The organism is Paenibacillus kyungheensis, assembly GCF_028606985.1.
GTDB classification, from domain to species: Bacteria; Bacillota; Bacilli; order Paenibacillales; family Paenibacillaceae; genus Saccharibacillus; species Saccharibacillus kyungheensis.
In genome coordinates this window covers 4,014,265-4,027,498 of the sequence record NZ_CP117416.1, presented here as the reverse complement: position 1 = coordinate 4,027,498, position 13,234 = coordinate 4,014,265, and the positions used below count along the sequence as shown (strand labels likewise).

Here is a 13,234-nt window from a genome sequence, read left to right as displayed (position 1 = left end):
AAATAAATTGATTGATGGAGGTATTTGCTCATGGAATCTACTCATTCTGTTCGTCGTGATGAGCGTTCACGAGAAGCTTTTGAAGAAGCAAAACAATATATTCCTGGAGGCGTGAACAGCCCTGTTCGTGCTTTCAAAACGGTAGGCTTAACACCAATCTATGCTGAACGTGGTGAAGGTTCAAGATTGTATGATATTGATGGTAATGTATTTATCGATTATATCGGCTCTTGGGGACCACTCATTATGGGACATGCGCATCCTGATGTGGTGCGTGCTCTTCAAGAAACAGCAATCAAAGGAACAAGCTTTGGTGCACCTACTGAACTGGAAACAAAAATGGCGAAGCTTGTCGTAGAACGTGTTCCATCAATGGATATTGTACGTATGGTCAATTCAGGAACAGAAGCGACCATGAGTGTGATTCGTCTTGCTCGTGGATATACAAAGCGCAATAAAATTTTGAAATTTGAAGGTTCATATCATGGACATTCCGATAGTCTGCTGATCAAAGCAGGTTCAGGTGTCGCTACATTAGGTTTACCTGATAGTCCGGGTGTTCCTGAATCAGTAGCAACCAATACGATTACAGTTCCTTACAATGATCTGGAATCTCTAAAGTTAGCGTTTGAACGTTTTGGAGAAGAGATTGCTTGTATTATTGTAGAGCCTGTTGCTGGAAATATGGGAGTGGTTCCACCACAACCGGGATTTTTACAGGGATTACGTGATATTACGACTCAATATGGTAGTTTGCTTATTTTTGATGAAGTGATGACAGGTTTCCGTGTTGATTTGAATTGTGCACAAGGACGTTACGGTGTTACACCTGATTTGACATGTCTGGGTAAAGTCATCGGTGGTGGATTGCCTGTAGGTGCTTATGGTGGTAAACGTGAAATTATGGAGCAAGTAGCGCCAACAGGCCCTATTTATCAAGCAGGAACATTGAGTGGTAATCCACTGGCTATGGCGGCAGGGTATACTACACTTAGTCTTTTAACTCCAGCAGTTTATGAGCGTTTGGAGACAATTTCTGCTCGTTTGCAAGCAGGATTTGAAAAGAATGCGGCTGAGTTTGGGATTCCATTGACTGTCAATCGTGTAGGATCGATGGTATGTCCATTCTTTACAGCAGGGCCGGTAACAGATTATGATTCTGCCAAAGCTAGCGATATGGATATGTTCAAGCGTTACTTTGGAGCCATGTTAGATCGCGGAATCAGTGTAGCTCCGTCTCCATTTGAAGGTATGTTTGTATCGGGTGTTCATAGTGATGAAGATATTGAACAGACGCTTGCAGCTCATTATGAAGTGATGAAGTCTTTGCAATCATGATGAATGTATCCGATCCTAAGCCATCTTCTATTCTGGCTCAGTGTTCTATAAGAGATGGAGAATGGTTACAAATTACACCGAATAATGATCTTCTACAGGCAGAAGGCAATGCCAGACACAAAGCGGTGATGCAGTGGTTAGAACAAGTATCGGTTCCGGTGAAATTAATCGGTCGACTGCATTCCAAAGGTGAAGTGAAAATAGACGGAGAGCATATTCGGCTTCGTCTGTTTCCACCGATGGATTATGGGTTTGATCCTCGTCCACATGATCGCGCGAAAGTGCTCTATGAAGATGATTATGTTCTGGTGATGCATAAGCCATCAGGTATGAATGTTCATCCTTCGGAAGCATCTGATTCAACGATTACATTAGCCAATGTAGTAGCCGATCATTATCAACAAACAGATCAGAAGTATGCTGTTCGTCATGTGCATCGTCTGGATGAAGATACAACAGGCCCTGTTTTATATGCCAAAAATGAATTTGCTTTATCCAAATTAGATGAGCAAATGCGTTCTAAAACGATTGATCGTAAATATATAGCTATTGTACAGGGCAAAGTAAGTGATCAATTAACTATCATAGATCAACCAATCGGCAAAGATCGCCATCACAAACAGCGTCGACGGGTGTCTCCGACAGGGCAAGAAGCGATTACTCATATTGAGAAATTATACAGTTCAGCCAGAGCGAGTCTTGTGCGGTTAACACTAGAAACAGGGCGCACTCATCAAATTCGTGTGCATATGAGTGATGTCGGTCATACGCTTATCGGGGATGTTCTTTATGGAGGTAGTCAAGAATTTTATCGTCAGGCACTTCATGGAGAACAATTAACATTTGAACATCCTTTTACAGAGGAAATAATGACTGTTAATGATCCTTTACCAGAGGATATGATCGAATTATTGGATCAATCAGGCATACCTCGCCTTTAAGTCAGCTCTATGACAGGTTTTTTATTGACTTTGATAGGAGCAACGGGTATGATTTGGAGTAAATATTGATTTATTTATGATCTCAATAACCTTGAACGGGAATAGTAGATTATATCGTCCTCAAGAGAGTAGAACTGTTGCGCTGAAAGGTTCTATAGGATCCGGTAGATCGAAGTCGCCTGGGAGTTGTTTATTTGAATTTCAGTAAACCTATTAGATGGATACTGAATGTAGAATAAACCGGTAGCAGCCGTTATCTGCCTCGGAGTGTCGTTCATAGGCTTTTTTATGCATGGACGAAACAAAGGTGGTACCGCGAGAGCTAAGTCCTTTCGTCCTTTGAGACGAAGGGCTTTTTTTATTGAGAATTTTAGCAAAATGACTACGAATATGGGGGTATTTACTATGGCAGATACGCATGAGAATCAAGCAACAACTTCAATGCCGACAACTTATGATCCTAAATCGGCAGAACGTAAATGGTATGACTATTGGATGGAAAATGATTTTTTCAAAGCAGGGCAACGTCCTGATGCGAAGCCATATACAATCGTTATTCCACCTCCTAACGTAACAGGTATGCTTCATATTGGACATGCACTTGATTTTACATTGCAAGATATTATGACTCGTACCAAACGGATGCAAGGGTTTGATGCGCTTTGGCTTCCAGGAGCAGATCATGCAGGGATTGCAACACAGACCAAAGTAGAGCAAAATCTGCGTGCAGAAGGTATCACTCGTCATGATTTGGGACGTGAGAAGTTTGTAGAAAAAGTGTGGGAATGGAAAGACAAATACGCAGCTAACATTCATGAGCAATGGGCGAAAATGGGCTTTTCTCTTGATTATTCACGCGAACGTTTTACATTGGATGAAGGTTTATCCAAAGCGGTTCGTGAAGTATTTGTAAAGCTATACAACAAAGGTCTCATTTATCGTGGTAAATACATTATTAACTGGGACCCTGAAGCACGTACAGCTTTATCAGATATTGAAGTAGAATACAAAGAAGTGAACGGACATCTGTATCATTTACAATACCCGCTTCAAGATGGTAGCGGACATATTGTGGTAGCAACGACTCGCCCGGAGACAATGCTTGGTGATACAGCGGTAGCCGTTCATCCCAAAGACGAACGTTACAAAGATATGATTGGTAAAATGCTAGTATTACCAATTACCGGACGTGAAATTCCGATTATTGCTGATGATTATGTTGACCGTGAATTCGGTAGTGGCGCTGTAAAAATCACTCCTGCTCATGATCCGAATGACTTTGAAATGGGGCATCGTCATGATCTGCCTCAGATCGTAGTAATGGATGAGACAGGCACGATGAATGAAAATGCAGCCCAATACCAAGGATTAGATCGTAGTGAATGTCGCAAACAGATCGTTAAAGATCTAGAAGCAGCAGGTGTTTTGATCAAAATCGAAGATCATGTACACCAAGTAGGACACAGCGAACGTACAGGCGCAGTAGTTGAACCGTATTTGTCTACACAATGGTTTGTAAAAATGAAACCACTTGCTGATGTTGCGATTAAAGCGCAAAAAGAAGGCGAAGGCGTTAACTTTGTACCGGATCGTTTTGAAAAAACGTATTTGAACTGGATCGAAAATGTACGTGACTGGTGTATCTCCCGTCAATTATGGTGGGGACATCGTATTCCAGCATGGCATTGTGAAGAAACAGGCGAGATTATTGTAGCAACAGAAGATCCAAGTCATTTGCCTGAACATGCAGGTAAAACTTTGCGTCAAGATGAAGATGTATTGGATACATGGTTCAGTTCTGCATTATGGCCGTTCTCTACACTTGGCTGGCCGGATGAAACAGAAGATTTGAAACGTTATTATCCTACCGATTTACTTGTAACTGGATACGATATTATCTATTTCTGGGTATCTCGTATGATCTTTACAGCACTTGAATTTACAGATCAAATTCCATTTAAAGACGTATTGATGCATGGTTTGGTACGGGCTGCGGATGGACAGAAAATGTCCAAGTCACTAGGTAACGGTATTGATCCACTTGAAGTGATTGAGCAATATGGTACAGATGCGATGCGTTATATGTTGTCTACAAGTAGTACACCAGGACAAGATTTGCGTTTCCGTCTGGAGCGTGTAGAACAAGCACGTAACTTTGCAAATAAAATCTGGAATGCTTCCCGTTTTGTTTTGATGAATATGGAAGGCTTCCGTTATGAAGATATCGACTTGAGTGGTGATCTTAGCACAGCAGATCGCTGGATACTACATCGTATGAACGAAACAGCACGTGATATTACACGTCTAATCGATTCGTATGAATTTGGTGAAACAGGTCGCCTATTGTATAACTTTATCTGGGATGATCTATGTGATTGGTATATCGAAATTGCTAAGTTGTCACTATATGGTGAAGATGCAGTAGCGAAGAAAACAACGCAATCGGTATTAGCTTATGTGTTGGATCGTACATTGCGCATGATTCATCCATTTATGCCATTTATTTCAGAAGATATTTGGCAACATTTGCCGCATGAAGGCAATACGATTACACTTGCAGCTTGGCCTGAATTTGATCCAGCTTTAGAAAACAAAGCAGCGCAAGAAGAAATGAATTTGTTGATCGACTTGATTCGTGCTGTTCGTAATATTCGTGCAGAAGTGAATGTACCGATGAGCAAAAAAATCGAGTTGATGGTTAAAGCCAAAGACCAAAAAACATTGGATATTATTCAATCCAACGAAGGATATATTCGTCGCTTCAGCAACACTTCTGAGTATCAATCTGGATTGGATCTATCAGCACCGGATAAAGCGATGACAGCGATTATTACCGGCGCAGAGTTGTATTTACCACTTGCGGGTCTGCTTGATATCGGTCAGGAAATCGCTCGTCTGGAAAAAGAAGTAGCGACTTTAACTTCTGAAGTTGAACGTGTTGATAAAAAATTAGCTAATCAAGGCTTTGTAGCTAAAGCACCTGCTAAAGTGATTGAAGAAGAACGTGCTAAACAAGCTGATTATTCGGAAAAACGTGAAAAAGTTCTTGCCCGAATCGCAGAATTGAAAGGGTAAGGTGAACAGGATGGAACATGGAACATCAGAGGGGCATCAAGCCCCTTTTCACACTTATGAGCAAGCTGTTGAATGGATAAATAGTCTGATTCCTTTTGGGATTCGTCCGGGGTTATCTCGTATTGAAGGTCTGATGGAGTTATTGAGTAACCCGCATCGTAAGCTTAAATTTGTACATGTTGCAGGGACGAATGGTAAAGGAAGCACGTGTGCTTTTTTAACAAGTGTTTTGATACAGTGCGGCTATGATGTCGGTACATTTACATCGCCGTATATCACCAAATTCACCAATCGTTTTCAATATAACGGTATAGATATTCCAGAAGAGACATTGTGTCGCTTAGCTAATCGTCTATATCCTTTAGTGGAGCAAATGGCAACAACAGATTTGGGATCACCAACGATGTTTGAAGTATCAACAGCACTTGCCATTTTGTACTTTGCTGAAGAATGTTATCCTGATGTGGTGATCTGGGAAACAGGTCTTGGTGGACGAATGGATGTAACCAATATTGTTCATCCGATATTGTCGGTCATTACAAATGTAGGCTATGATCACACTGATATTCTAGGAGATACATTAGAGCAGATTGCTAGTGAAAAAGCCGGTATTATCAAGCCGGGCGTACCTGTAGTGAGCAGTGTAGATCAACCGGAAGTGATCGAAGTGCTTCGTGCTAAAGCAGCAGCTTGCAAATCAACGCTTTATTTAGCAGGTGAACAATACACAGCAGAACGTCGATCTGGCGATGAAGCTGAGCAAACGTTCCGTTACAAAGGTCTTTTTCGTGAAATCGATATTACGATCTCTATGCAAGGAGAACATCAATGTACCAATGCAGGTGTAGCGATGATGGCGTTAGAAGTACTGCGTCAATATTCAGCTTTTGTATTGGATGATGAGCTGTTGCTGAAGGGATTTAGACATACTTTTTGGGCAGGACGCTTAGAGAAGATGCCTGGCGAGCCAACGATTGTACTGGATGGAGCACATAATCCTGAAGGAGCAGCAATGCTTGTCAAAAGTATACCGCAGACTTATCATTACAAGAAGCTTCATATGCTTGTCGGCATGTTAGAAAACAAGCATCATGAACCTGTATTTAGACATCTATTATCAATTGCAGATACAATTATTTTGACAGAACCCGATTTTCGACGCAAAATGGATGCAGATCAATTGGCACAATTAGTGATCAGATTACAACAAGAAATGAACAGAACAGAAGTCAATGTTATAGTGGAGCGTGACTGGCGGCAAGGTATTCAGTTGCTTCAATCACGAACAGAACGGGAAGATCTAGGGGTCGTAACCGGAACACTGTATTTAATTTCGGATGTAAGAGCGACTCTTTTGCATCAAACCGATTCTGAAAAGGGCTGGTGAGTCAGATGAATAAGACAGAACATGTACATTTTATCGGGATTGGTGGGTACGGTATGAGTGCCATCGCCCGTGTTATGCTTGAAATGGGATACAAAGTAACAGGTTCCGATATGGCAATGAGCGCGTTAGCAGCGAAATTGCAACAAAAAGGAGCAGTCATTCATATAGGTCATGCGACAGAACAAGTTCATGGTGCTGATCTGGTAGTCTATTCTACTGCACTATCTGATGACAATGCAGAATGGGTAGAAGCGAAGCGTCTTGATATTCCAGTGATTCATCGTTCTGAAATGTTAGCAAGATTGCTTAATGAACGTAAAGGTGTAGCTGTAGCAGGTGCTCATGGCAAAACAACTACTTCTTCAATGATTGCACTGGTGATGGAAGAATGTGATACCGATCCAACGTATATTATCGGTGGAGAAATCGTTAATCTGGGTACCAACGCCAAAGCAGGTAAAGGCGACTATGTAGTTGCAGAAGCCGATGAAAGTGACGGTACTTTTTTACAATATCATCCTGCTATCGCTGTAGTAACTAATATTGAAGCCGATCATCTTGAAAATTATGATGGTGACTTTGCTAATCTCAAAGCAGCCTACGTGCAATTTTTAAGTCAATTACAAGCGGGTGGTAAAGCTATCGTTTGTGGTGATGATGAAAATATTCGCGAAATTATACCGAATATCGAAGGCACAACGATAACTTACGGTGTAGAAACGCAAAATGATTATACAGCGACAGATATTCAACCCGGTGATCGTAAAATTTCCTTTACTATGCAATATCAAGGAGCAGATTTGGGTCGGATTGAATTATCTGTGCCAGGACTGCATAATGTATATAATGCGATGGCAACTGTAATTTCTTGTTTGGAAGCAGGAATTTCATTTACAGCGATTGCAGCAGCGATCGTTCAATTCCATGGCGCCAAGCGTCGTTTTCAAGTGGTCGGTGATGCTAGAGACATTTTGATCGTCGATGATTATGCTCATCATCCTACTGAAATCGAAGCGACGATTGTGGCAGCTCAAGCAACAGGCAAACGTGTGATTGCTGTTTTCCAACCGCAACGTTATTCACGCACCTTCTTTTTGTTAGATGCTTTTAGCCGTGCTTTTACAGGAGCTGACGAAGTGATTATTGCTGATATCTATTCACCAGCAGGAGAAAAGCAGATTGAAGGTATTAACTCTGCACGTCTGGTTGAACTGATTAAGCAAAATAGTAATGCGGGTGCGCGTTATATCGCACAAAAAGAAGATATTATTGCAGACTTATCTACTCGTATTCAACCCGGCGATCTTGTTATCACTATGGGTGCAGGCGATATATGGAAAGTCGCAGAAGCACTTGCTGCTGATTTGCAAGCCACGGAGAAAATAGAGTAATGTGATAAAAAAGGCTGTCTCCGGACAGTCTTTTTAACTGGAATAATAACAAAATGTTTGCGAAATGAAGGCGATAAGTTACAAAAAATTGTTACTTTCATTTTTGTTTGTATTGATGTGGGAATAAACGTATAATGATGAAGTGTCAAATTAAAGGCAGGAGAAATAAGAATGAAAAAGAATGCAGGTATGCTTATTTTATTTTTATTGCTAGGCTGGTTTATTGGCACATGGGTAGCCACTTTACTTGAACCTGTAGCGATGGTATCTTTTCTCACGCGATCGACAACGATTGATTGGGAGCCTAGCGCTAATTTAGACATGATTCGTTATCATCTCGAGATTCATTTCAAAGTGAGTCTACTTAGTTTGATCGGTATTGTTGCTAGTATTTGGGCATATCGCAAACTGTAAAGAACCAATCTGACTTTTAACACAAAGGAGAGGACCTTTCGATGAACAGAGAATCAACACGCCGTCTCATTTTGGCGTCCGCTTCTCCAAGGAGAAAGGAATTAATGACCTCTTTACAACTGGAATTTGAAGTGTTACCCAGTGATACAGACGAATCGGTGCCTGAAGACTGGTCACCAGAGCAAGTCGTCAAAGAGCTTGCACTGCGCAAAGCTACTGCTGTTCAACATCATTATACAACCGAGGTAGCAGATAGCATTATTATAGGCAGCGATACAATCGTTGTTTTGGATAAACGTATATTTGGTAAGCCTCGTGATTATGATGAAGCTGTAGCGATGTTAGATGCTTTGCAAGGAAGAAGTCATTATGTCTACACAAGTGTAGCTTGTATTGATACTTCTACTGGCGTAACTCGTGTGGAATACCGGCGAACTCTTGTACATATGAAGCCGCTCACCCCTTCCAAAATTCAATCATACGTACTTAGCGGTGAACCTGCTGACAAAGCTGGAGCTTATGCTATTCAAGGTCTAGGTTCGACGTTGATCGATAAAATAGAAGGCTGTTATTTTACAGTCGTCGGATTGCCTGTATCACTTTTGAGCGATATGTTGGAACAATTTGGTGTGCAGATTATTTGAATCTGTCGTGGAGAAGAGGAACATATTAATGGAGGCGCCACAGTACCTTTTACGTGATGTTCCACTGGAAGAAAGACCCCGGGAACGGATGATGAATTACGGTGCAGAGGCGCTTAGTCATGCAGAATTACTAGCGATTTTACTGCGCACAGGCACAAAAGATGAATCGGTGATGCATTTAGCGAACCGAATTATGCGTCAAGTAGGCAGTATCCGGCAACTGGTTGATCTCAGTATTGAAGAATTAACAGAGATCAAAGGAATCGGAACAGCCAAAGCAATCCAGATCAAAGCGGGGATCGAGTTAGGTAGACGTATTACCCGTACTGGTAAAGAAGAAGTCAAAGCTATTCGCAGTCCGCGTGATGCGGCTGATTTATTGATTGAACAATTACGATATCTTCAAAAAGAACATTTTGTATGTCTGTTTCTAAACACGAAGAATCATATTATTTCCCAGGAAACATTGTCGATGGGTAGTTTAAATGCGTCTATTGTTCATCCACGTGAAGTTTTTCGAGCAGCGATCAAATGTAGTAGTGCATCTGTTATTTTTGCACATAATCATCCTAGTGGTGATCCTACACCAAGCCCGGAAGATGTAGCATTAACCAAACGGCTTGTAGATGCAGGCAAAATTATTGGAATTGAAGTACTGGATCACCTTGTGATTGGTGATATGAAATTCGTAAGTTTGAAGGAACAGGGCTTAATGTAATATAATAGTCGAGATTTAGGAAGAAAGGGAGTTAATAGTTATGTTGGGTGGCTTTTCAAAAGATTTAGGAATTGATTTAGGAACAGCAAACACGTTGGTATATGTAAGAGGTAAAGGTATTGTTGTCAGAGAACCGTCGGTTGTGGCGATTCGTACAGATACGAATACAATCGAAGCAGTAGGAGAATCTGCAAAAAAAATGATCGGTCGTACACCTGGAAATATCCGTGCAATTCGTCCGATGAAAGATGGCGTTATTGCTGATTTTGATACAACAGCTACGATGATTAAATATTTTATACGTCAAGCGCAAAAACAACGTTCGATGTTCCCGCAACATCCAAACGTAATGGTTTGTGTACCATCGGGTATTACAGCAGTAGAACAACGCGCTGTTGAAGATGCAACCAAACAAGCTGGTGCGCGTGAAGCTTATACGATTGAAGAGCCTTTTGCAGCAGCAATCGGTGCAGATCTTCCAGTATGGGAACCAACAGGTAGTATGGTTGTTGATATCGGTGGCGGTACAACAGAAGTAGCTGTTATTTCTCTTGGTGGTATCGTAACAAGTCGTTCTGTACGTGTAGCCGGCGATGAAATGGATGAGTCGATTATCCAGTACATCAAACGTCAATACAACTTAATGATTGGTGAACGTACATCGGAACAATTGAAAATGGAAGTGGGTTCTGCAACTCCATTTGAAAAAGTAGAAACGATGGAAATTCGTGGTCGTGACCTTGTAAGTGGTCTACCAAAAACATTAACAATCACTTCAGACGAGATTGCTGAAGCATTGTCAGATACAGTAGCTGCTATTGTAGAAGCTGTAAAAGTAACTTTGGAGAAATGTCCTCCAGAACTTGCAGCAGATATTATGGATCGCGGTATCGTATTAACAGGTGGTGGAGCATTACTTCGCAATCTGGATAAATTACTTGCTGGTGAAACAGGTATGCCTGTAATCGTTGCTGAAAATCCTTTGGATTGTGTAGCAATTGGTACAGGAAAAGCATTGGAGAATATCCACCTGTTCAAATCACGTAGTAGTTCGTCACTTCGTTCAAAACGCTAATTTTCGGCCAGGTATGGTCAACCCCTGCTAGGGAAAGAAAAACCGTTAATTAAGAGGGTGTTGAAACTGTTTAAGCTGCTGGGTAACAAGAAACTGTTTATCCTGCTTGTAGGACTCATTTTATTTATCGCTTTAATGGGATTTACGTTGACGAATCGTACATCTTTGTCCTGGCCTGAGAAGTTCGTCCGTGATACTGTTGGTTTTGTTCAAGGTGTGTTTTACAAGCCCGCTTCTTACATGGCGGGCTTGTTTGAAGATATCGGCAACTTGGACAACCTTTATGAGGAAAACCAACAGTTGAAACTGACAGCTGCGCAGTATTTACTGCAACAAGCGAGTTATAACAAATTAGTCCAGCTCAATAAAAGCTATAAAGAAGATCTTAAATTTACACAACAGCAACTTGCTCAAAACCAATTTGATCTTCATATTGCAAATGTAACGAGTGTCGATACAGATGCAGATACAGGAACGATTGTGATTGATCTGGGGCAAAATGATGGGGTACGTAAAGATATGCCTGTTATTTCCATAAAAGGTATGGTTGGAATTATTAGTGAGACAAGTCCGTTCCATTCAACAGTGAAGCTGTTAACGACACTTGATCCACTCGATTCTAATTCCAAAGCGATTGCTGCAACTGTAGTAGGTAAAGAAAATGAATCTTTCGGCATGATAGAAAGCTATGATAAAGCAACAGGTATGCTCACAATGACACAAATTAAAGAAAATGATCCGCTCAAAAGAGGCGATGAAATTGTTTCATCCGGTAGTGGTGGATTATTTCCAAGTGGCATGATTATTGGTAAAGTCGTTAGTCGTCAAGTTGGTGATTTTGGATTGACCAATACAGCTACAATTCAACCAGCGGCAGACTTTAAAGACTGGAAAGAAGTATTTGTAGTGTACACCAAGGAGACTCAGGAATAATGGTACGTCGTATCGTATTGCTGTTGTTGTTATTTCTAGTATTTGTCTGTGAATCAACCATTGTGCCATGGCTGATTCCAGATGTATTGCATACTAGATTGATTCCACATTTAGCGTATATTTTAATTTTGTTTGTAACAGTTTATTATCATCGTCATACAGCGCTTGTGCTAGGATTGGTGTTTGGATTATTGCATGATGTTGTATTTTACGGTGATATGATTGGTGCTTATTCGTTTTCTATGGGATTGTCTGCTTATGTATTAGGGCTGCTGTTCCAATCTCCTCGAGCACCATATCCACTAATGATGACAGTGGTATTAATCGGTAGTTTGTTACTGGATAATATGCTGTATGGACTTTATTTGGTATTTGGTTTAACTAGAGAACCTTACAGTTGGGCGTTAGGACATTATATGTTCCCGAATTTGCTGCTTCATTTTATATTTGCTTTGCTGGTGTTTGTACCTGTTCGTCGTCAACTGGAGAAAGTAGCCAAGTTGCGTAAACGGGCTGCCGAAGATGAGTAAACGTATAATATTCCCACATGCAGAGACATTCAGTTCCTGCTTAATTTGCGGATGAAGCAGGAAAATCCCGCGACTAGCACGAACTGATAGTAAGGTGGGGGTGACAGGTGAATGGCTGTAAAATCATCAAGATATGTAACCATCAAAGGAATCAAAGATGGATTGATTTTTCAATTTGATGATCAATGTGAATTTAATGACCTTGTAACAGAGCTGACGTATAAGCTGGAACATAGTCATCAAAATATTTTAACAGGCCCGCTAGTTCATATTGATATGAAATTAGGAAAACGGGAAATTACAGATGAACAAAAAGATACATTGTTAGATATACTTAGTCAAAAAGGAAATCTGATTGTTCGTTCATTTGATTCTCCGCATGAGGAACCTGTAGTAGCATCTTTGCCAGAAAAACATATGGTCAAAACGATCAGTGGTATGATTCGTTCCGGTCAGGTACTTGAGCATGAAGGAACCGTTCTATTTCTAGGCGATGTTAATGCAGGAGGTACGATTATTAGTACAGGTGATATCTATATTTTGGGAGCACTTCGTGGAATGGCTCATGCAGGTATAGATGGTAATGAACAGGCTGTAATCGCTGCTTCTTTTTTCTCACCTACACAGATTCGGATCGCGGATATGATTAGTCGCCCGCCAGATGAAGGTGAAAGTCGAGAATCTCATATGGAATTTGCTTATTTGCAGGACGGAATCATGAAGATTGATAAAATGGCTAATATTGCTCGACTTGGTCGGGATTTCAATGTGTTCAAAGGGGTGTAGTA

The 13,234-nt window shown here is 40.9% G+C and carries 12 protein-coding genes and 1 other annotated feature; all 12 genes read left to right on the top strand.

Going from position 1 to position 13,234, the window contains the following annotated elements:
* Nucleotides 1–30: 30 nt before the first annotated feature.
* Nucleotides 31–1,338, top strand: coding sequence for a glutamate-1-semialdehyde 2,1-aminomutase (hemL, locus tag PQ456_RS17240; protein WP_273613383.1), 1,308 nt, complete (start codon nucleotides 31–33; stop codon nucleotides 1,336–1,338).
* A complete protein-coding gene (locus PQ456_RS17235; RefSeq protein ID WP_273613382.1) occupies nucleotides 1,335–2,279 on the top strand; it encodes an RluA family pseudouridine synthase in 945 nt (314 codons plus the stop codon). Before hemL ends, PQ456_RS17235 begins: the two co-directional genes overlap by 4 nt.
* A gap of 82 nt (nucleotides 2,280–2,361) precedes the next feature.
* Nucleotides 2,362–2,622 (top strand) — a binding site (T-box leader).
* Nucleotides 2,623–2,684: 62 nt separating this feature from the next.
* The gene (locus PQ456_RS17230; RefSeq protein WP_273613381.1) at nucleotides 2,685–5,354 is read left to right on the top strand and encodes a valine--tRNA ligase; all 2,670 of its coding nucleotides are present in this window, start codon (nucleotides 2,685–2,687) and stop codon (nucleotides 5,352–5,354) included.
* A 10-nt stretch (nucleotides 5,355–5,364) separates the two neighbouring features.
* Entirely contained in the window at nucleotides 5,365–6,741 is a 1,377-nt protein-coding gene (locus tag PQ456_RS17225; protein WP_273613380.1) for a bifunctional folylpolyglutamate synthase/dihydrofolate synthase, read from the top strand.
* 5 nt (nucleotides 6,742–6,746) lie between these two features.
* The gene (gene murC / locus PQ456_RS17220) at nucleotides 6,747–8,132 is read left to right on the top strand and encodes a UDP-N-acetylmuramate--L-alanine ligase (RefSeq protein ID WP_273613379.1); all 1,386 of its coding nucleotides are present in this window, start codon (nucleotides 6,747–6,749) and stop codon (nucleotides 8,130–8,132) included.
* A gap of 171 nt (nucleotides 8,133–8,303) precedes the next feature.
* Nucleotides 8,304–8,546, top strand: coding sequence for a DUF4321 domain-containing protein (locus PQ456_RS17215; protein ID WP_273613378.1), 243 nt, complete (start codon nucleotides 8,304–8,306; stop codon nucleotides 8,544–8,546).
* Nucleotides 8,547–8,587: 41 nt separating this feature from the next.
* Nucleotides 8,588–9,190: a Maf family protein gene (locus tag PQ456_RS17210; protein WP_273613377.1), complete on the top strand. Its 603-nt coding sequence runs from the start codon at nucleotides 8,588–8,590 to the stop codon at nucleotides 9,188–9,190.
* Between the two features lie 28 nt (nucleotides 9,191–9,218).
* A complete protein-coding gene (radC, locus tag PQ456_RS17205) occupies nucleotides 9,219–9,908 on the top strand; it encodes a RadC family protein (RefSeq protein WP_204826691.1) in 690 nt (229 codons plus the stop codon).
* Nucleotides 9,909–9,948: 40 nt separating this feature from the next.
* Complete coding sequence (locus tag PQ456_RS17200) at nucleotides 9,949–10,983, top strand: rod shape-determining protein (protein WP_069325512.1); 1,035 nt, start codon at nucleotides 9,949–9,951, stop codon at nucleotides 10,981–10,983.
* Between the two features lie 60 nt (nucleotides 10,984–11,043).
* A complete protein-coding gene (gene mreC, locus PQ456_RS17195; RefSeq protein WP_273613376.1) occupies nucleotides 11,044–11,916 on the top strand; it encodes a rod shape-determining protein MreC in 873 nt (290 codons plus the stop codon).
* The gene (gene mreD / locus PQ456_RS17190; RefSeq protein WP_273613375.1) at nucleotides 11,916–12,446 is read left to right on the top strand and encodes a rod shape-determining protein MreD; all 531 of its coding nucleotides are present in this window, start codon (nucleotides 11,916–11,918) and stop codon (nucleotides 12,444–12,446) included. Before mreC ends, mreD begins: the two co-directional genes overlap by 1 nt.
* A 111-nt stretch (nucleotides 12,447–12,557) precedes the next feature.
* Entirely contained in the window at nucleotides 12,558–13,232 is a 675-nt protein-coding gene (gene minC, locus PQ456_RS17185; RefSeq protein ID WP_273613374.1) for a septum site-determining protein MinC, read from the top strand.
* Nucleotides 13,233–13,234: the final 2 nt, after the last annotated feature.